Source organism: Streptomyces sp. NPDC037054 (assembly GCF_055606745.1).
Genome location: NZ_JBVJSJ010000001.1, coordinates 716,482 through 736,698 on the forward strand (window position 1 = coordinate 716,482; position 20,217 = coordinate 736,698).

Sequence of the window (20,217 nt, forward strand, 5' to 3'; positions counted from 1 at the left end):
CTCAGGGCCGATATCAGGGTCCGGCCAGGGTCGTTCCGACTCCCGCCGAGGCGGCTCGGCCGTCACCATGGACGCATGACGGAACACGAGCACGCCGCGACGGGTCCGGGACCCGGCTCCGGCCCGCGCCCCCCGCTGGGCGCCGGGCCGCAGGATGCCGCGCCCGCCGCGGATGCCTCCCGCGGGCCCGGCGCTGCCCCGCCGGGCGACGCGGGCGCGGGCTCGCGCGCACAGGGGCACGCGGGCGCGCGGCAGAAGGGGAGCAAGCGGGCGCCGGACCCCGGGACGGACGCGGCCGCTCCGGCGGACGGCCTCGGACCGCCGCACCGCTTCCGCCGCGACCGGCCGCACAAGCTGATCGGCGGCGTGTGCGCGGGCCTCGGCCGGCAGTGCGACATGGACCCGGTCATCTTCCGCATCACCCTCGCGGTGCTCTCCGCGACCGGCGGCATCGGCCTCATCTTCTACGGCTTCGCCTGGCTCTTCGTCCCGTACGACGACGAGGAGGAGAACGAACTGCGCAAGCTGCTCACGGGCCGCGTCGACGGCCAGGCCCTGGCGGCGGTGCTGTTCGCGCTGGTCGGCTGCGGCGTGTTCCTGACCATGCTGAAGAACGGCGGCGTGCTGACGTTCGCCGTGATCCTCTCCCTGCTGCTCGCGGGCGCGGGTTACTGGTCGCGGCAGCGCGGCACCCCAGGCCCGGACCCGCTGGCGTCGCAGGCCGTCGCGGACGCCCCTCCCGAGCCCCAAGCCCCACCGGTGGCCACGACGTGGCCGTCGTGGTGGCGCGACCCCATAGTCAAGGACGGCACGCACGTCGGGGGTACGGGCTACCTGTGGGGCCCACCCGGCTCCGTCCACCCGGACATCGCGGCTGCCGTCAACATCAGCCGCGGCCTCCCGAAGGACGTCCGCCGCGAGGACACCCCTTGGGGACGGCCCCGGCCGCCGAAACCACGCGGCCCCCGCTGGGTGGGCGGCTGGGTGTTCCTCCTGGCCCTCCTCGCGGGCGGCCTCGGCACGGGCCTCACCTGGGACCACCACCCGCTGGGCACCAGCCTCCAGGCCGGCCTGTCCTGCGCGCTCGTGGTCTTCGGCCTCGGCATCGCGGTCAGCGCGTTCCTCGGGCGGACGGGAGCGGGGTCGATATTCCTGGCGATCGTCACGGCGGGCCTGCTGGCTGGTTCGGCGGCGGTGCCGAAGGACATCGGCACGCAGTGGATACGGGAGACGTGGCAGCCGACGGCGGTGGCGCAGGTGCGCGACCACTACGACCTCGGCACCGGCGTGGGCACGCTGGACCTGTCGAAACTGCGCGTGCCCGACGGGAAGTCGGTCACCACGCGCGCCGACGTGGGGCTGGGCCGAATAAAGGTGATCGTGCCCCGCGACGTGACCGTGCGCCTCAGCATCGAGGTGGGCGTGGGCGACATCCAGTTGCCGGGTGACCGGCAGCAGGACGTGGACGTGGAACCGGGCAAGCGCCGGGAAGCCACCCTGCCCCCGATCACGGGCGGCAAGAAGACCGGGACGCTCGTGCTCGACCTCCAGGTCGGCGCCGGACAGGTGGAGGTGGCCCGTGCTGCGGCATGAGTTCCAGCCGGGCAGGCTGGTCGCCGGTCTCGTCCTCACCCTCGCCGGCGCGCTCTACGCCGGCGACGCGGGCGGGGCCTGGGACACACCGTGGTTCGTGCTCATCCCGCTGGTCACGGGCGGCCTGTGCCTGGCCGGCGTGACGGCGATGGTCGCGGGCGGCATACGCAGACGCCGCCGCGGGGCACGCCGGGGCAGGCCGGAGGAGGCCGGCACACCCGGCTGACGCCCGCCTGCCGACCACCGACCGACCGGCCCGTTGGTCACACGAGACCGGGCGGGCATGCCCCGCAGGGCACGTCCCCGGCGACGGGACGGCAACCGACGCCACGCACCCCGACCGGCCGGGCACCCGCACCCCGACCGGCCGGACCAACCGGCCCGGGCGGCCCGCCGGCCGGCCAGGCAGCCGACCGTCGACGTCGGCAGGACGGCCGTCGGGGCTACTGGTACCGGCCCGCCCGCTGCCGTCGCCGTGACCGCAGGGCCGCGTCGATCGACAGGTAGGGCGCGCCGGCCAGGACGAGCGGAGTCCAGGCCATCAGGTAGGCGAGGTCGTTGCCGTAGTAGTACGGGTCGGAAGCCCAGCTCACGGTCAGCCACAGGCTGAGCGAGATCAGGGCGCCGCCGAGGGCCGCGAGGCGGGCGAGCAGGCCGAACAGGATGCCGATGCCGACGGCCAGTTCACCGAAGGCGATGGCGTAGCCGAAGCCGGGCGGGTTCTCCAGGGCCAGGTCGACCAGGGCCGGGATGGCCGAGGAGTCCCGGACGCTGCGCATCAGGTCGCCGACCGACCCGGGGCCGGAGTCCTTCATGAAGGCGCTGTCGGTCAGCTTGTCGAGCCCGGCGTAGATGAACGTGACGCCGAGGAACACCCGGAGGGGAAGGAGTGCGTAGTGCGAGGCCGTGTCCCGCCAGCCGCGTCGGCCACCACCGTCGAGGTAGGGGTCGTGCGTGTCCGTCCGCATACCGTGAGTCATCGCTGCCAGCCACCTCTCACCCGCCCTGCCGGGCCTCTCATCAGACGATACGGAAGCCGGGCCGACGACGCTCAGTCCCGCGCGCCGGGTTTTCCTCGGGGAGGGTTCCCCTTACGTCGACTGCCCCGGTGGCGGACGCGCCGACTGCCCCCGTGGCGGACGTGGGATGTGGGCGCTTCAGTCCGTCACATCGATCCCGTACCGGTTCGTCTCCACCCCCGCCGCCGTCACCACCTGGACCTCCAGTCGGCCGGGTTCCACGTCGGCCGGGACCGGGACCGTCAGGAGGGTGTCCGTCGGGTTGCTGAAGCCGCCGGTGACCGGGACGAGGGGGACGTGGACGTGGACCGTGCCGATGCGGACGACCATGCGGGACAGGCGGTCGGCGGTCTGGGCGCCGGGCGGGACGAAGCCGGCGCCGCGGATCTCGATGTCGTCGCCGGTGCGGATCGGCGCGTCCAGATCGCCGGCCTCGCGGGAGCGCACGACGGACAGGATGACGGGCCGCCCGCCCTCGGCGTACTTGCCGGCGACGTAGGTGGCGGCCGAGACCAGCACCAGGACGGCCAGGCCCCAGGGCAGGTCGGGCAGTTGGTCCGGGCGGCGGGCGAGCCGTACGGCGGCGAAGGCGAGGGCGACGGCGCCGATCACGACGTACTGGATGTCAGCGAAGGTGCCGCGCCCGGAGTCGTCGGTGAGCAGGTCGGCGGCGCGCGGCCGGTCCGCGCGGACCTTCTGGAGCCGCTGGCCGAGGACCCGCAGGCCCACCACGCGGCGCACCAGGACGGCGATGCCGCAGACGACGGCGAGGACGGTCACCACTCCGGCGCCGCGGGCGAGTTCGAGTCCGGCGAGCAGGTCGTCGCGCTCGCGCGGCCCGGACGCGGCGGCCAGGCGGCCGACCAGGACGAGCACCGCGTACGCGAGGAACAGCACCCACGCGGCGGCCACGGCGCGGGACGTGGAGAGGCGGTTGTCCTCGCCGATCACCGGTGCGAGCGCGCCGCCGCGCGCCCGGTGGAACCAGGAGGCCGCGGTCAGTCCGCCGGCGACGACCAGGGCGGCGAGCAGCCCGGCGGTGCGGGCCACCGTCCAGCCCGTGCCGACCGCGGTGAGCGCCTGCACGAGCAGCAGCAGGACGACCGCTCCCCAGACCACGTAGGCGGTGCGGCGCCACAGGCTCGCCAGCCAGGCCTCGCCCTCGGCGCGGCGGCGTTCGGCGACCTGTACCGCGGCCTGGGTCAGTTCCTCCGAGACCCACTGGCGGGAGGCCGACGCCGAGTGGGCGACGGCGGCCGGAAGTCCTTGTCCGGCGGCGAACTCGTCGCGTCGGACCAGGAATTCGGCGACCGCCCGCCGATGCCCGGCTCGCGCCCCGTGCGGGCAGTCCCCGCAGGTGCAGCCGCCCTTGTGCGCGCCGGCGCCCGCGCCGTCCTGCCTCGCCTCCTGCACCGCCACGCCCGAAGCCCGCCTTCCCGTCCTGATGCCCTGCCGATTGACTTGCCGATCGACGTGTGTGCCGACCGGCCGATTGCCCCGCCGACCGCCGTGCCAACTGCCCCGTGACGACAGCGAATTGTGCCCTACGGCACCCCGCTCACGTCCGACAGGTCCGTCAGGGGGAGTGAACCGTGCGGCGCCGGGTTGACGGGACGGCGGGAATCTCCGCGCCCGCGACCCCGCGTGTTCAGCTCAGCAGGTCCGGCTCGCTGCGACTGATGTCCTGCCACAGCGGCTGGTAGTTGATCCACGCGACGAGGTCTCCCCCGGCCTGTTCGCGGGTGGCCACGGCGGCCTTGTGGTCGATCAGCACCGGCCGGCCCGCCGCCTTCGCGGACAGCTGCACCTGGCAGGACCGCTCCATCGACAGGAACCACCAGGCCGCCGCGTCGACCGAGTCGCCGACCGTCAGCAGCCCGTGGTTGCGCAGTACGAGCGCCTTGCGGCTGCCGAGCACGGCGGCGATGCGGCGGCCCTCCTCGGCGTCGACGGCGACCCCGGAGTAGGCCTCGTACACGGCGTGGTCCTCGTAGAAGGCGCAGCTCTCCTGCGTGATCGGGTCGAGGAGTTCGCCGAGGGCGGCGACGGCGCGGCCGTGCACCGAGTGGCAGTGGGCGACGGCGACGACGTCGGGCCGGGCGGCGTGGACCTGGGCGTGCACGGTGAACGCGGCCTGGTTGACGTGGTGGCGGCCCTGGATGACCTGGCCGTCCGAGTTGGCGAGCACGAGGTCGCTGACGGTGACGTGCTTGAACGGCATGCCGAACGGGTTGACCCAGAAGCAGTCGGTGAACTCCGGGTCCCGGGCGGTGATGTGGCCCGAGACGCCGTCCTCGAATCCGTACCGTCCGAAGATCCTCAGGGCGCCCGCGAGCCGTTCCTTGCGGTGCCGGCGCTCGTCCTCGACCGACTCGTGCATCGGCGGCATCGCGAACTGCAACCGGTCGGTCGGCAGCGGCAGGGGCGGCGTGGGCCCGTGCATAGGTCCTCCAGCGGTGTTCCGTTTCAGGGCCGGAAATTACCCTCCGTGAGCCGGTGAGGACAGAGGCGTGCTGTGAAGATCGGGCACAGTCGGGTCAAGTCGTGTCGATACCCGACAGAAGATGTCGGGTATGGGGACCACACTGGCGCTCATGAGCCAGCAGAACTGGGCGCTCTTCCGCGCCGCCGAACCGGACCTCGCGCGCACCGTCGAGGAGCGGTTCGCCGCCCACACCCATCACGTCCTCGCGACCCTGCGCCGGGACGGGTCGCCGCGCACCACCGGCCTGGAGGTGCGGTTCCTGGACGGCGAATTGTGGCTCGGCATGATGCCGGGCTCGCTGAAGGCGCTCGACCTGCGCCGCGACCCGCGCTTCGCGCTCCAGGCGAACCCGGGCGAGGGCACGTCGATGGGCGGCGGAGACGTACGGATCAGCGGGCGCGCGATCGAGGTCGAGGACGCGGCGACGAAGTCCGGGTACGGGAAAGAGGTGGAACCGCCGGAGCCGTTCCACCTCTTCCGCACCGAGCTGACGGAGGTCGTGCGGACCTCCGTGGAGGACGACAAGTACCTCGTCCTCCAGGTCTGGAAGCCCGGCGAGCCGCTGCGCACGATCAGGCGCGCATAGCCCGCACAGGGCCCGAAGCGCCCGTCGCCGGGGACGACCCGACGCCGGGGATCACTCCCACTCGATGGTGCCCGGCGGCTTGCTCGTCACGTCGAGGACGACGCGGTTGACGTCCTTGACCTCGTTGGTGATCCGCGTGGAGATCTTCGCGAGGACCTCGTACGGCAGGCGCGACCAGTCGGCCGTCATGGCGTCCTCGGAGGAGACCGGGCGCAGCACGATCGGGTGGCCGTAGGTGCGGCCGTCGCCCTGGACGCCGACGCTGCGGACGTCCGCCAGGAGGACCACCGGGCACTGCCAGATGTCGCGGTCGAGGCCGGCCGCCGTCAGCTCCTCGCGGGCGATGGCGTCGGCCTCGCGCAGCAGGTCCAGGCGCTCCTTGGTGACCTCGCCGACGATGCGGATGCCGAGGCCGGGGCCGGGGAACGGCTGGCGCTGGACGATCTCCTCCGGCAGGCCCAGCTCCTGGCCGACCATGCGGACCTCGTCCTTGAACAGCTTGCGCAGCGGCTCGATCAGCTGGAACTCGAGGTCTTCGGGGAGCCCGCCGACGTTGTGGTGGGACTTGATGTTGGCGGTGCCGGTGCCGCCGCCGGACTCGACGACGTCCGGGTAGAGGGTGCCCTGCACCAGGAAGGCGACCTCGGGGCCCTCGTCCGCGATGATCTCGGCCTGCGCCTGCTCGAAGACGCGGATGAACTCCCGGCCGATGATCTTCCGCTTCTGCTCGGGGTCGCTGACCCCGGCGAGCGCCTTGAGGAACCGCTCCTCGGCGTCGACGACCTTCAGCTGCACGCCGGTCGCGGCGACGAAGTCCTTCTCGACCTGCTCGGTCTCGCCCTTGCGCATCAGGCCGTGGTCGACGTACACGCAGGTCAGCTGCGAGCCGATGGCCTTCTGGACGAGGGCGGCGGCGACGGCGGAGTCCACGCCGCCGGACAGGCCGCAGATCGCGCGCTTGTCGCCGACCAGCTCGCGGATCGCGGCGACCTGCTCGTCGATCACGTTGCCCGTGGTCCAGGAGGGGGTGAGCCCGGCGCCGCGGTAGAGGAAGTGCTCCAGCACCTGCTGGCCGTGCGTGGAGTGCATCACCTCGGGGTGGTACTGCACGCCGTACAGCTTCTTCTCGTCGTTCTCGAAGGCGGCGACCGGGACGACGTCCGTGGAGCCGGTGACCGTGAAGCCCTCCGGGGCGGCGGAGCAGGCGTCGCCGTGCGACATCCACACGGCCTGCTCGGCGGGCGTGCCCTCGAAGAGGGTGGACGACGGCCGGGAGACGTGCAGTTCGGTACGGCCGTACTCGCGGGCGCCGGTGTTGTCGACGGTGCCGCCGAGGGTCTGCGCCATCAGCTGGAAGCCGTAGCACATGCCGAAGACGGGGACGCCGGCCTCGAACAGCTCGCGGTCGAGGCGGGGGGCGCCCTCCTCGTACACGGACGAAGGGCCGCCGGACAGGATGATGGCCGCCGGGTTCTTGGCGAGCATCTCGGCGACCGGCATGGTGCTGGGCACGATCTCGCTGTAGACCCGGGCCTCACGGACGCGACGGGCGATGAGCTGGGCGTACTGCGCGCCGAAGTCGACGACCAGGACGGTGTCGGGGGCGGCGGCAGCGGGAGTCGCTGATGACACGGGGTGCCTTCCGGCGGTTGGGCGGGGGCTTGTGCTTGCCGATTCTACCGAGGTGGGGCGGGTGACCGTTCCGCACCGAGTGCGGCGGGGCCTCGTCCACCGGGTACACTGGCCGCCATGCTCACGCACCAGACCTTCGTCTTTACCTATGGCAACCGGCCCGCCGGCTGCCATGGTCGTGCTGCTTGAGCAACTGACAAGCGACTTCCCAGGCGCCCCGGGCTTCAAGGCCCGGGGCGTCTGGCGTTTTCCGGGACCTTCTCTCCCCCGGGGCACCGCATCCCGCCCGATGAGGAGCCTCACATGACCGTCACCAGCGAGCAGACCGCCGCCTTCGAGAAGGCCGTCGCCGAGAAGACCACCACCGAGCAGACCGGCGCCCGCACCGACGAGGCCGCCGGCCTGATCACCGGAGCCCGTGAGCGCATCGACGCGCTCGACGACCGGATCATCGGGCTGATCCAGGAACGGATGGCCGTGTCCGCCGTCATCCAGGAGGCACGGATCTCCTCCGGCGGACGGCGCGTGAACCTGTCCCGCGAGATGGAGGTCCTCGGCCACTTCCGCGACGCCCTGGGCAAGCCGGGCACGGCCCTCGCGATGACGCTGCTGGAGCTGTGCCGGGGCAGGATCTGACCGGGTGTTCGCCGGGGCAACCGGGCGTTCGCCGGGACAGACGTACGCATCGCCTCTCACCCGTACGGCGCGTGACGCCTCGCGGGCCGCTTCGTTGGTCCCGGTGTCCGTGCCAGCCAGGGGCGGGCCCGAAAGAACCACGCGTGGCTCGCTGGAGCGATGAGACGTACGGATCGTGCCGTGTGTCGTGGGACCTCGCTCCAGGGAAGTGACCGGACGGCAGGGGACAGCAGCCCGGTCACCCAGAGAACGGCCGGCTCCGGGGACGCCCGGGGCCGGCCGGCGGGACCGTCCCACACCGCCCCCCACCCCACACACCTACACAGCTCGACCTCACCGACCAGCGGCGCACCCTCCTCCCCCGGCGCCGCTCCCCCGGGCACCGGCGCTGCCCTGACGCCGGTGCTGACGGTGGAAGGGCCCCGCGGCAGACGTCCCGCGGGGCCCTTCGCATGCGCCAAGCGGCGACCGGCGCGGGAGGCGACTTCCGCCGGGTGACCCGGCTCACATAAGAATTCCGTGAATATGGGCACAACCATTCGCATGCCTCGGTGATCAAACCTCACGAATCAATGGCCACGCGCCCCACACGCGGCCGGCCTCCTCCAACGTTCGTACTGCACCGCGGTACGCCGGACTCTTGAGGTCTTCATGAAGCTTCGCCGCGCCATGGCAGCAGCGGCTGCGACTGCAGTGATCGCCCCGGTGGCGCTCCTCGCGGCGCCCGCCGCGTACGCGACCGAGAGCACCGACAGCACGCCGAGTGCCTCCGCCTCCGAGACGCCCGGGGACGACACCTCGGCCGACCCGTCGCCGTCCACGTCGGAGTCCACCGGCACGGGCGAGGGCGACGGTGGCGACAAGGAGCCGGGCGGCGACACCTCCACGAGCCCGTCCGCCACCGCCTCCACCTCCACGTCGCCGAGCACCTCGCCGAGCACCTCGGCCCCGGCCACCTCGCCGGCTCCGTCGACGTCCGCGTCCGAGTCGGAGTCCCCAGACCCCGAGCCGTCCGTCTGCGAGGACTCGCAGGTCGACGTCAGCATCACGGGTCTGCCGGGCAAGATCTCCGCGGGCAGCGGCTGGCACAAGTTCTCGCTGAACGTGCTCAACTCCTCGGACAACACCCTCCAGGACCTCGACTTCTTCGCCGGCGCCTCCCCCGACCGGGACGGCTCCGAGCTGTTCGAGAGCAAGCAGGTCCAGCTGCAGGCCTGGGACCCGGACAGCAAGACCTGGGTCGACCTGGACGAGGGCGGCTACGCGGTCGGTTACGTCGGCTACACCGACGTCCTCGAGCCCGACTACGTCGTCAACATCCCGATGCGCCTGAACGTCAAGGCGAGCGCCCCGGTCGGCGCGGGCTTCACGCTCGGCGCGACCATCTACGGCGACGCCGACAACGAGTGCGTCGGCTTCGGTGACGTCGCCTACCGCTTCGAGATCGTGGCGCCCGGCACGGACACGGACGGCACCAAGCCGCAGGAAGGCGGCAAGGCGCCCGTCACCGACAAGAAGCCCAGCGGCACCACCCCCGAGGTCACCGGCAGCCTCGCCGAGACCGGCTCCAGCTCCGCGCTTCCCGTGATCAGCCTCGTCGGCGGTGTCGCGGTCGTCGCGGGTGCGGGTGCGATCTTCGTCGTGCGCCGCCGCAAGGCCGAGGGCGTCGCGTAGTACGGAGCACGTAACGCGGAGCACGGAGCACGCAGCACGCAGCACATAGCACCGCACAGACAGAAGGACCTGCGCTCGGAGGGGGGCGCAGGTCCTTCTGTTCGTGGTGCCGTCGGTGCCGTCGGTCAGTTCTTGACCGGCCACTCCAGCGGCGGCGTGGTGAAGCCCTGCATCAGTTCCACCGCGGCGGCCTTCTGGCCCTCGTCGATGAGGAAGACCTTGCAGATCTTCTCCGACTCGCCGGGGTTCAGCTCCTTGTCGCTGTCGAACTTCGGGCAGTTGGGCCACTTGGCCTCGCCCAGCAGGACGATGAGGGCCCGGGTCCGCTTGTCCTGGTCGGTGCGGACGACCAGGTCGTCGTCCATGTCGCCGAGCGCCATGGGCTTGCCGCTCTCGTGGGTGAGGGTGGCCCACACGTAGACCGGGACCTGGGGTCCGTCGCCCTTGTCCTTCTTGAGGCCGGAGTTGTCCATGTCGGCCTTCGTGCCGGTCTCCACCGCGGTGGGCGTGACCGTGTACGTGGCGCCCTTCGACTTCGTGCTCTCGCTCTTCTGCGGCGGGCTGGCCTCGCCCAGGGCGAAGCTGGTCTTGTCCTCCTTGGCCTCCTCCGAACCCGACGACGAGTCGGAACCCGCCGACGACGAGCCGGTGCGGCCCTTGCCGGACTTGCCCGAGTCCGAATCCGAGTCCGAGTCGTTGCAGCCGGTCAGGGCCACCGTCAGTGCCACGGCGGCCAGAGCGGCCGGGACAACGCGGGACAACTTGCGCATGCGTTTTCGCCTTTCCCCGTTTTGGCACAAATGGGCGTAATGCACTGCCCACTTGAGCATCGTCTCGTCCGCGATCTTTGCAGACGGGACGTGCCCGCAACCAATCGGAGTCCGGGACTCCGCGGGGGTCAGGCCTCCTTCGGCGGCACCGTCGGCATCCCCAGGAACGGCAGCTTCAGCGCGCCGTAAGCGTCCGCCGGGACCGCCGGGTGCCGCGGCTCCACCGGCTTCAGACGCTCGTACGCCGTGCCCTGCGCGGGACGCGGGTCCGTCTCGCCCTTGTTGGGCCAGTACGACATCGCCCGCTCGGCCTGTGCCGTGATCGTCAGGGACGGGTTCACGCCGAGGTTCGCCGAGACGGCCGCGCCGTCGACGACCGAGATGCCCGGGTGGCCCCACAGCCGGTGGTACGGGTCGATGACGCCGGTCTCGGGGGAGGCGCCGATCGGGCAGCCGCCCAGGAAGTGGGCGGTCAGCGGGGTGCCCATCAGCTCACCGACGTTGGAGCCGGCGAAGCCGTTGATCTCGGCGGCCAGCGCCGACGCGCCGTCCGTCGCGGCCTTGATCTGCTTGGGGTTGGGCGAGCCGTGCCCCTGCCGGGCGGTGAGCAGGCCCTTGCCGAGGCCCTTCGGCTTCAGGTACGTCGTCAGGGAGTTGTCCAGCGACTGCATCACCAGGCCGATGATGGTCCGCTCCGACCAGCGGCGGTTGGACAGGGAGCGCAGGACCAGCAGCGGGTGCCGGGCCGCGTTCGCCAGCCAGCCGAGGACGCGCGCCGAGCCCTTGCCGGTGGGCGCGTACGGCACCTGGAGGATGGACAGGCCGCCCATCGAGTTGGAGCCCTTGCCGTAGCGGACCGGCTCGATGTGGGTGTTCGGGTCGGGGTGGATCGACGAGGTGATGGCGACGCCCTTGGTGAAGTCGGCCTTCGGCTCGCCCGTGGCCTTGCGGTAGCGCCGGTCGTCGGTCTGCGCGCCCACCAGCGCCTCGGAGTTGGTGCGGGTGAGGTCGCCCAGCCTCGCGGAGAGGCGGGGCAGTTGGCCGCCCGACTTCATGCGGTGCAGCAGGGTCTGCGTGCCGTACGTGCCGGCGGCCAGTACGACCTGCCGGGCCGTGAAGGTGCGGCCTGCGCCCTTGCGGCGCTCGTCGGTGGGGAGCGTGGCGACGGCGTAGCCGCCGCGGGCGTCCTCCGTGACCGAGACGACCGTGGTCATGGGGTGGACGACCGCGCCGGCCTTCTCGGCGAGATACAGGTAGTTCTCGTTGAGGGTGTTCTTCGCGCCGTGCCGGCAGCCGGTCATGCACTCGCCGCACTCGTTGCAGGCGCGCCGGGAGGGCCCCTCGCCGCCGAAGTACGGGTCGGGCACCTCCTCGCCGGGCTCGGCGCGCACGCTCTTGCCGGCGTCCTCGCCGTCGCCGAAGAACACGCCGACCGGCGCCATGTGGAAGGTGTCGCCGCAGCCCATCCGCTCGGCCGCCGCCTTCAGGTGCACGTCGGACGGCGTCATGGTCGGGTTGAGCCGCACGCCGAGCATGCGCCGTGCCTGGTCGTAGTACGGCCGCAGCTCGTCCTCCCAGTCGGTGATGTCCTTCCACTGGGGGTCCTCGAAGAAGGGCTTCGGCGGCACGTAGAGGGTGTTGGCGTAGTTGAGCGAACCGCCGCCGACGCCGGCGCCGGCGAGGACCATGACGTTGCCCAGCAGGTGGATGCGCTGGATGCCGTACATGCCGAGCCTGGGGGCCCACAGGTAGTTCTTCAGGTCCCAGGAGTTCTTCGGGAGCGTCTCGCGGGTGAAGCGGCGGCCCGCCTCCAGCACCCCCACCCGGTAACCCTTCTCCGTCAGGCGCAGGGCGGTGACGGAACCGCCGAAGCCGGAGCCCACGACGACGACGTCGTAGTCATACATCTCCTGTGACACGTGCTCTCCTCGTTGAGAACCGCCGGGGTCGACGTCGAACGGCCGGGGGTCTAGCGGAAACGGAACGCCTTCATCAGGCGCAGGCTGGCGCTCATGAACGCCGCGTACTTCTCGTCGTCCATGCCGAGCGAGGGGGCCATCGGCAGCAGCCGCTGGTGGGCGACGGTCTGCGCCTCGGTGAACTTGAGGATGCCCTCCGCCCCGTGCCGGCGGCCGAGCCCGGAGTCCTTCATGCCGCCCATCGGCGACTGCACGCTGCCGTAGGCGGGCGCGTAGCCCTCGTTGATGTTGACGGTGCCGGTGCGCAGCCGGGCGGCGACCGCCCTGCCCCGCCGGGCGTCCTTCGTCCACACCGACGCATTGAGCCCGTACGCCGTGGAGTTGGCGCGCTCGACCGCCTCGTCCTCGCCGCTGAAGCGGTAGACCGACACGACCGGGCCGAAGGTCTCCTCCGCGCACACGGACATGGAGGGCTCGACGCCGTCGAGGATGGTGGGCTCGAAGAAGTACGGGCCGATGTCCGGGCGGGCGACGCCACCGGTGACGATCCGCGCGCCGCGCGCGACGGCGTCCTCGACGTGCCGCTTGACGGTCTCCAGTTGCCGCTCGCCGACGAGGGAGCCCATCTCGGCGCCGTAGGCGAGGGAGTTGCCGAGCCGCATGGCCCGGGTGCGGGCGGCGAAGCGCTCCAGGAAGGCGTCGGCGACCGACTCGTGGACGAGGAGCCGCTCGATGGAGATGCACAGCTGGCCGGCGGAGGAGAAGCAGGCGCGCACGGCGCCGGCCGCGGCCTTCTCGATGTCGGCGTCCTCCAGCACCAGCATGGCGTTCTTGCCGCCGAGTTCGAGGGAGACGCCGACCAGGCGGGAGGCGGCTCGCTCGGCGACCTCGCGGCCGGTGCGGGTGGAGCCGGTGAAGGACACGTAGTCGGCGTGCTTGACGACCTCGGGGCCGACGACGGGGCCGTCGCCGATGACGACCTGGAACACCTCGGCGGGCAGCCCGGCCTCGATCAGCAGGTCACGCGCCCACAGAGCGGTGAGGCAGGTCTCGGTGTCGGGCTTCATCACGACCGCGTTGCCCGCGACGAACGCCGGGAGCGCGTCGCCGACGGACAGCTCCAGCGGGTAGTTCCACGGCGCGATCTGGCCCACGACGCCGCGCGGGTGGCGCAGTTCGGTCACCTTGGTGAGGGTCGGCACGGCGCCGGTGTGCCGCCGGGGCCGCAGGTACGAGGGGGCCTTGCGGCCGTAGTGCCGGGCGGCGACCGCGACGGCCTGGACCTCCTCGTGCGCGTGCAGCCGGGCCTTGCCGGTCTCCAGCTGGACGAGGTCCAGCACCTCGGCCTGCCGCTCCAGCAGCAGGTCGTGGAAGCGCAGCAGGACGGCCGCGCGCCGCCGCACCGGGATCCGCTCCCAGACCGCCTGCGCGGCGCGGGCCGCCTCGAAGGCCTGCGCCACGTCCTCGGGGGTCGACTCGGGCAGGTCGGCCAGCTTCTCCCCGGTGAACGGCGTGTGGTTGGCGGTGGTCCCGGATCCGGCCACGCCCTTGACGAGTTGGGCGACCAACTCGGGCGTCACCACGTCGTCCGCGGTGCGGGCGCCCGCCGGGGCGGGGGCGATGGGGTTCGTCGTGCCGGTCTTTTCGAGGGCCTGCGCGTCCGTCATGGGCGGCAGAGTATGCCGGACGGAACGCTTTGTGTACCCGTCGGTAACAGGCATTCACGGACTGCTCACACGACGCCAGTGATCGCTGGCAACAAACGCGCTGATCAGGGCGTTGTTCGGTCGGAAATCAGTCGCTCACCATCTCGGCACGGTCACGACCGGAAGGCGAAGGGCAGCGTGCGCAGCAGACGGCGGCCGAGGGACGGGGGCGCGGGGTCGGGGGCGGGATCCGGCGCGGGGTCGGGAGCGAGGTCGGGCGCGGGCGGGGTGCCGGTGGCGGGCCGCGGGGCCCTGGGGCCCTCGTCCGGCCCGGTCGCGGGCGCCGTCCCGCGCGGCTCGGCCGCCCCGACGTCGCTGCCGCCCTCCGGTCCGGCCACCCACTCCAGGACCTTGCCGACCTCCTCCGCGTCCGGCCGCTGCTCCGGCTCCCGCGCCAGCAGCCGGGCCATCAGCGGCCCGAGCGGCCCGGCGTGCTCCGCCTCGGGCGGGTCGCCGTCGAGGATCGCGGCGAGCGTGGCCTCGGGAGACGTACGGCGGAACGGGGAGGCGCCCTCGACGGCGGCGTAGAGCAGGACGCCCAGGGACCACAGGTCGGAGGCCGGGCCGGCGGTCCGGTCGGACATGCGCTCCGGCGCGACGTACTCCAGCGCGTCGCCGGACTCCCCCTCGGCGGTGGCGGGTTCGTCGCCGTTCACGTGGGCGATGCCGACGTCGGTGAGGACGACGCGGCGGCCGGGGCCGAGCAGCACATTGGCCGGTTTCACATCCCGGTGCACGATGCCGACGGCGTGCGCGGCGCGCAGGGCGCCGAGGACGGCGAGGCCGATGCGGGCGGCCTCCCGCGCGTCGACCGGGCCGCCGCGCAGCACCTCGTCCAGGGACTCGCCGCGCACCAACTCCATGACGATCCAGGGGAGTCCGTCCGGCCCGTCCCCGTCCTCCACGACCACGTCGTGGATGGTGACGGCGGCGGGGTGGTCGACCCGGGCGGCGGCCCGGGCCTCGTGGTACAGCCGGTGCGCGGCGCGCCGGTGGGTCTCCTGCTCCGGATCACCCGGCAACCGGGGCTCCTTGACGGCGACTTCACGGCCGACGCGTTCGTCCCGGGCCCGCCACACGGTGCCCGTGCCTCCGGAGCCGATCCGCTCGACCAGGCGGTAACGCCCGGCCACCAGCCGCCCCTGGACGCCCGTCCCGTCCCCGTCGTTGCTCATGCCCCATCAGTACCGCGCGGAACGCCCGGTTGTCGACGCGCGTTCTTCCCGCGTGACGGGTTCAGAGCTTGTCGATGTCCAGGTTCGCGATGGCCGTCCTCGCGACCTCGCGGCCCCGGTCGGTGAAGTCGCTCTTGCGCGGGTAGTCGACGGTCAGCTTGTACATGTTCCCGCCGGAGTCCTTGTAGTAGAAGATCTGCAGCTCGCGGGGCAACGGGTTCTCGCTGTCGTCCGTCTCGTACTCGAGCGTGTTCCGAGCGGCCTTCTTGCCCTGGTAGGTGGTCTCCTGGGTGGCCGTCTTCGGGTCCTCGGCCATGTCGAGGTCGTAGTCGCCCCGGTCCTTGAAGGCGGCCTCGTCCTCGTACATCTCGGCGGCGGCGGACTCCGCGATGTTGCCGGCGGTGTCCTCGGCCTTCTTGTCCAGCTTCAGCCCGATCCAGAGGCTGCCGCTCGGGTCGGAGTAGCGGACCCAGTGGCCGTCGTTCGGCTCCTCCGGCACCTGGCGCACATAGTGGGAAGGCACCGCCAGGGTCGCGCCGAGGGCCTTCTCCTGCCGCGTCTTCCAGTCGTCCGGCAGCGGCCCCGCGAACGGGTCCGCGATCACCAGGTACGCCGCCACCGCCGCGGCGACGACCGCGGCGCCGAGTCCGAGCAGCGTCCTGCGGCCGACGTGGATCCCGGGGCCGGGCGCGCCACTTGGACCGGGTGCGCCGCCGGAGCCGTACGCCCCGCCGGGGCCCGCGACCGTCACGAACTGCGTGGGCACGGGGGCGGGCGGGTTCGCCGCGGCCTCCAGCAGGGCCCGCACCTGGGCGGCGCCCGGCCGGCGGGCCGGGTCCTTCTGCAGCAGGCCGGTGATGGCCTCGGCGAGCGGGCCCTGCGCGGCGGCGGGCGCCGCGGGCGTGGCGTTGAGCACGGACTGGAGCGTGGCCGGGGTGTTGGTGCGGCGGAACGGCGAGACGCCCTCCGTCGCCGCGTACAGCACCACGCCGAGGGACCACAGGTCGGAGGCGGGGCCGGGGCGCTGGCCGAGCACCCGCTCGGGCGCGATGTACTCGGGGGAGCCGACGAAGCCGCCGGTGTCCGTCAGGTTCGTCTCGCCCTCGATCTGCGCGATGCCGAAGTCGGTGAGGACGACCCGGTCGTGGCGGCCGAGCATCACGTTGTCCGGCTTCACGTCGCGGTGCAGGATGCCCGCCGCGTGCGCGGCCTCCAGCGCGCCGAGGACCTCCAGGCCGATCCGGGCGGCCTCGCGCGCGCTGAGGGTGCCCTCCTGGAGCGCGTCGCCCAGCGAGCGGCCCTGCACCAGCTCCATCACGATCCACGGCTGGCCGTCGACCACGGCCACGTCGTGCACGTTGACGACGGAGGGGTGGTCGAGACGGGCCGCGGCCCGCGCCTCGCGCCGCATCCGTTCGAAGGCGTTGGCGCGTTCGCGTTCCGGAAGGTGGTCCGGGACGCGCGGTTCCTTGACGGCGACCTCGCGGTCCACGGTCTCGTCCTTGGCCCGCCACACGGTGCCCATGCCGCCGTGCCCGAGCTTCGCGAGCAGCCGGTAGCGCCCGCCGATGAGCCGCCCGGTGCCCGGGTCGGGCGCGGGCTGCGGACGGGGCGGGACGACCTGGGTGTGCGCCGCGTACGGGTTGTTCGGATGCGGCACGGCCGCCTGCGGGTTCGGCGGTTGCAGACCGAAACTCGTGGGCTCGTCGGACCCGTGGTGGGCTCCCCCGTTGTTGCTCATGGCTCCATCCTTATCGCGCCGGGCACCCCCGGAGCCACCGGGGACGGCGGGTGGTCACGGAGTCGTGACGCGGACTGGGGCTTATCTCCCGTTTATGCGCGTACGGGGGCTACCTCGCGCGGTGCCGTGTGCTCGTGGCGCAGGTCACCCCGCCGGGCGCCGTGAGCCGTCGACCTGGGGCGTGTCGCCGGCGACCGGGGACGCCGGGCCGCCCGCGCCGGTGTCCGGGGCCGCCGTGCGGGTCACCGTCACCGTGGCCGTGGGTGTGGGTGTGGGTGTGGCAGTCGGAGTGGACGTCGAGGTCGGCGTCGGCGTGGCGGGCCGGGTGGTCGGGCCCGGCGCCGGGCTGGTCGGCGCGCCGCCGCCGTCGCCGTCGCCGTGGATCAGCAACGCCGCCGCCGACAGGCCCGCCCCGGCCGTCGCGGCGACCAGCAGCGCGGCCACCAGCACACCCCGCCGGGTACGCCCGGACAGCCCGAGCCGCCCGGAACGCCGCGGCTGCCCGGCCCGGCCCGGCGTCCGCAGGGGCGTGCCGTCGGCCGGGGGCACGGGCGTCCGGCCCGTCTCGCGGAACGCCCGCAGCATCCACTCGGCCCGCGCCGCCTCCAGCCGCCGTTCCGGATCGCGCTCCAGCAGGCCCCGTACGACGGGCAGGATCGGCGCGGCCTGCTCGGGCGGGGTGATCTCGCCCGACACCACGGCGTGCAGCACCCCGCCCAGCGAGTCGCGGTGGAACGGCGACTCGCCGCTCAGGGCCGCGCACAGCAGCACGCCGAGCGACCACAGGTCGGACGCGGGCCCGGTCCTGGCCCCGGCGATCCGCTCCGGCGGCGTGTACTCGGGCGAGCCGACGAAGGAACCGCTCTCGGTGAGCGTGCTGGCGCCCGGCACCTGGGCGATGCCGAAGTCGGAGAGGACGACCCGGTCGGTGCCGTCCTCCAGCAGGACGTTCGCCGGTTTGAGGTCGCGGTGCAGCACGCCCGCCTCGTGCGCGGTGCGCAACGCGCTCAGCAGCGCGATGCCGATCCGCGCGGCCTCGGCGGCGTCGACCGGGCCGCGCGCGGCGATGCGGTCGGCGAGCGTGGGGCCGTCGATCAACTCCATGACGATGTAGGGCCGTTCGTCGTCCTCGACGACGTCGTGCACGACGACGATGTGCGGATGGTGCAACTGGGCGACCGCGCGGGCCTCGCGCAGCGTCCGGTCCCGCTGCCGCCGGGCCTCCTCCGCGGTGAGCGTGTCGTCGAAGGGGAGTTCCTTGACGGCGACACGCCGGCCGAGCAACTGGTCGGTGGCCCGCCACACCACGCCCATGCCGCCACGCCCGAGCTTCGCCTCAAGCCGGTACCGTCCCGCGACGATCCGGGCGCCGGCCCCCTCGGTCCCCATGCGCCCATCATGCCCCACCGGACGCAGCCCTTCCGCGTGCCGAGCCGCAGGTGGCCGACAACCGACGCCGCCGCGGCGGCCGTTGCGGCACCGGTCGCGGAGTCGGTCGCGGGCTGGGTCAGGACCGTCCCGGCTGCCATCCCTGGAGCACCGACGTGAACTGCCGGCGGGCCTGCGGCCAGTCCTCGGCGGGCGACGACATGTAGATCGCGTACTCGGTGCCGTCCCGCGCGACGTACGTCTCCTCGATCGCGCGGCGCGGCCCCGGGAACGGCGTGTCCTTGGCCTGCGCGGTCCAGGTGTACTCCCACAGGGAGCCGGGGCGGTCGCGGTAGACGTTCTTGTCGAGGGTGACGCGCCGGTAGTCGACCAGCCGCTGCAACTGCTGTTCCAGGTCGAGCTGGTGGGCGTGCGGGTCGGCGAAGTCCGGCGAGTCGTCCACGGCGATGCGCAGGAAGTGCTCGCCGCCGTCCGGCGTGTAGTCGATCTGGCGGATGCCGCCGGCCGTGTCGAAGACCTGGCGTTTCCAGCCCTTGGGCAGGTAGAGGCTGAATCCGGCCGGGTCGTCGCGCCGGACCCACGACTGCGGCACGCCGCCGTCGGGGCGCGGCGAGCTCGTGGCGGCGATGGTCGGACTCGGCGATTCCACCGCCTCCTCGCGCGTCCCGCCGCCCCTGTCCCACTGCTGGAGCACCACGGCGGTGCCGCCGCCGAACAGCGCGGCGACGACGATCACGAGGCCCACGGTGCGCAGCCGGCGGTGCCCCGGCGCGGTCCGCCCGTGCCCCGGAGCGGCCGGTCCGACGCGCGTGGGACCGGTCGGCGCCCCGTACGGCACACCGGCCGTCGTCCCGTACGTCGCGCCGGGCCCGCCGGTCGCGACCGTCCCCGTGCCGTACGCCCCCGCGCCCCCGGGCGCCGCGCCCGGACCGCCGTACTGCGTCGGCACGTAGGCCTCCGCCCCGTTCGGGCGCCGTCCCTCCGCCGCCTCGGCGAGCATCTGTTCGGTGGCCGTCGCGTCGGGGCGGGTGGCCGGATCCTTGCGGAGCAGGGCCGTGATGACGGGCGCGAGCGGCCCGGCGTGGCGTGCCTCGGCCGGTTCCTCGTCCACGACCGCCTGCATGGTGCTCAGCGGTGAGGTGCGGCGGAACGGCGACCTGCCCTCCACCGCCGTGTAGAGCGTGGCGCCGAGCGCCCACAGGTCGGAGGCGGGGCCGGGATCGTGGCCGCGCACCCGCTCGGGGGCCAGGTAGTCGACCGAGCCGACGACCTCGCCGGTGCGCGTGATCGTGGTGTCGCCCTCGATCTGGGCGATGCCGAAGTCGGTGAGCAGGACGCGTCCGTCGTGCCCGAGGAGGACGTTGCCGGGTTTGATGTCGCGATGCAGGACACCGGCGGTGTGCGCGGCGCGCAGGGCGCGCAGGACCCACAGCCCGACGCGGGCCGCCTCACGCGGCTCCAGCCGGCCCTCCTCCGTGACGGCGTCGGCCAGCGAACGGCCCTCGACCAGCTCCATCACGATCCACGGCCGGCCGTCGTGTTCGAGTACGTCGTGGACGGTGACGACGGCCGAGTGGTTGATGCGCGCGGCGGCCCGCGCCTCGGCCCTGGTGCGGGCCAGCAGGATGCCCTGCTCGCTCTCGGACACGTAGAGGGCGGCGGTCAGTTCCTTGACCGCGACCGACCGGTTCAGCACCTCGTCGTGGGCGCGCCACACCCGCCCCATGCCCCCGCTGCCGATGGAACCGCCGAGTCGGTAACGGCCCGCGAGGAGCATGCCCTGCATCTGATTCACGTTCCCCCGCAATGCTCTTGACACGGTCAGCGTAGGGACCGGCCCGCGCGCAGGGAACGGGCCGGACGCCAAGGTGACCGCACTGTGACGGTTGTCG

The 20,217-nt window shown here is 73.0% G+C and carries 15 protein-coding genes and 1 pseudogene; 5 read left to right on the top strand and 11 right to left on the bottom strand.

The features are described 5' to 3' along the window. Nucleotides 1-75 precede the first annotated feature (75 nt). Both ACZ7D7_RS03210 and ACZ7D7_RS03215 read left to right on the top strand, forming a co-directional pair. Nucleotides 76-1,593: a PspC domain-containing protein gene (locus ACZ7D7_RS03210; RefSeq protein WP_470821910.1), complete on the top strand. Its 1,518-nt coding sequence runs from the start codon at nt 76-78 to the stop codon at nt 1,591-1,593. Further along, entirely contained in the window at nt 1,580-1,819 is a 240-nt protein-coding gene (locus ACZ7D7_RS03215) for a hypothetical protein (RefSeq protein ID WP_470821911.1), read from the top strand. The genes ACZ7D7_RS03210 and ACZ7D7_RS03215 overlap by 14 nt, the downstream gene beginning before the upstream one ends. 217 nt (nt 1,820-2,036) lie before the next feature. Here ACZ7D7_RS03215 and ACZ7D7_RS03220 read toward each other — a convergent pair whose 3' ends face one another. The 3 genes from ACZ7D7_RS03220 to ACZ7D7_RS03230 form a co-directional block, all read right to left on the bottom strand. Further along, entirely contained in the window at nt 2,037-2,573 is a 537-nt protein-coding gene (locus tag ACZ7D7_RS03220; RefSeq protein ID WP_470821912.1) for a DoxX family protein, read from the bottom strand. A 177-nt stretch (nt 2,574-2,750) separates the two neighbouring features. Then, nucleotides 2,751-4,031 carry a hypothetical protein gene (locus tag ACZ7D7_RS03225; RefSeq protein ID WP_470821913.1) on the bottom strand — a complete coding sequence of 427 codons (1,281 nt, stop codon included), beginning with the start codon at nt 4,029-4,031 and terminating at the stop codon, nt 2,751-2,753. A gap of 229 nt (nt 4,032-4,260) precedes the next feature. Beyond that, entirely contained in the window at nt 4,261-5,055 is a 795-nt protein-coding gene (locus tag ACZ7D7_RS03230) for a class II aldolase/adducin family protein (RefSeq protein ID WP_470821914.1), read from the bottom strand. A 151-nt stretch (nt 5,056-5,206) separates the two neighbouring features. Here ACZ7D7_RS03230 and ACZ7D7_RS03235 point away from each other — a divergent pair, with 151 nt between their 5' ends. Continuing rightward, on the top strand, nt 5,207-5,683 hold the full coding sequence (locus ACZ7D7_RS03235; RefSeq protein WP_470821915.1) for a pyridoxamine 5'-phosphate oxidase family protein: 477 nt from the start codon (nt 5,207-5,209) through the stop codon (nt 5,681-5,683). Nucleotides 5,684-5,734: 51 nt separating this feature from the next. Here the strand turns inward: ACZ7D7_RS03235 and guaA are convergent, their stop codons facing one another. After that, the gene (gene guaA / locus ACZ7D7_RS03240) at nt 5,735-7,315 is read right to left on the bottom strand and encodes a glutamine-hydrolyzing GMP synthase (protein ID WP_470821916.1); all 1,581 of its coding nucleotides are present in this window, start codon (nt 7,313-7,315) and stop codon (nt 5,735-5,737) included. A gap of 303 nt (nt 7,316-7,618) precedes the next feature. Here guaA and ACZ7D7_RS03245 point away from each other — a divergent pair, with 303 nt between their 5' ends. Both ACZ7D7_RS03245 and ACZ7D7_RS03250 read left to right on the top strand, forming a co-directional pair. Next, on the top strand, nt 7,619-7,951 hold the full coding sequence (locus ACZ7D7_RS03245) for a chorismate mutase (protein WP_470821917.1): 333 nt from the start codon (nt 7,619-7,621) through the stop codon (nt 7,949-7,951). A 669-nt stretch (nt 7,952-8,620) separates the two neighbouring features. Beyond that, nucleotides 8,621-9,625, top strand: coding sequence for an LAETG motif-containing sortase-dependent surface protein (locus ACZ7D7_RS03250; RefSeq protein WP_470821919.1), 1,005 nt, complete (start codon nt 8,621-8,623; stop codon nt 9,623-9,625). Nucleotides 9,626-9,750: 125 nt separating this feature from the next. Here the strand turns inward: ACZ7D7_RS03250 and ACZ7D7_RS03255 are convergent, their stop codons facing one another. The 7 genes and pseudogenes from ACZ7D7_RS03255 to ACZ7D7_RS03285 form a co-directional block, all read right to left on the bottom strand. Next, entirely contained in the window at nt 9,751-10,395 is a 645-nt protein-coding gene (locus tag ACZ7D7_RS03255; RefSeq protein ID WP_470821920.1) for a hypothetical protein, read from the bottom strand. 128 nt (nt 10,396-10,523) lie between these two features. After that, nucleotides 10,524-12,302: a GMC oxidoreductase gene (locus ACZ7D7_RS03260; RefSeq protein WP_470822446.1), complete on the bottom strand. Its 1,779-nt coding sequence runs from the start codon at nt 12,300-12,302 to the stop codon at nt 10,524-10,526. Nucleotides 12,303-12,364: 62 nt separating this feature from the next. Beyond that, nucleotides 12,365-13,981, bottom strand: a complete 1,617-nt coding sequence (locus ACZ7D7_RS03265; RefSeq protein WP_470821921.1) for a succinic semialdehyde dehydrogenase — start codon at nt 13,979-13,981, stop codon at nt 12,365-12,367. Between the two features lie 182 nt (nt 13,982-14,163). Next, nucleotides 14,164-15,195, bottom strand: a pseudogene (locus ACZ7D7_RS03270) (serine/threonine-protein kinase); the annotation flags it as partial. Nucleotides 15,196-15,256: 61 nt separating this feature from the next. Continuing rightward, nucleotides 15,257-16,936 (bottom strand): serine/threonine-protein kinase, encoded by a 1,680-nt coding sequence (locus ACZ7D7_RS03275; RefSeq protein WP_470821922.1) that lies wholly within the window; start codon nt 16,934-16,936, stop codon nt 15,257-15,259. Between the two features lie 144 nt (nt 16,937-17,080). Next, a complete protein-coding gene (locus tag ACZ7D7_RS03280; protein ID WP_470821924.1) occupies nt 17,081-18,325 on the bottom strand; it encodes a serine/threonine-protein kinase in 1,245 nt (414 codons plus the stop codon). 118 nt (nt 18,326-18,443) lie between these two features. Continuing rightward, a complete protein-coding gene (locus ACZ7D7_RS03285) occupies nt 18,444-20,111 on the bottom strand; it encodes a serine/threonine-protein kinase (RefSeq protein WP_470821925.1) in 1,668 nt (555 codons plus the stop codon). Nucleotides 20,112-20,217 lie beyond the last annotated feature (106 nt).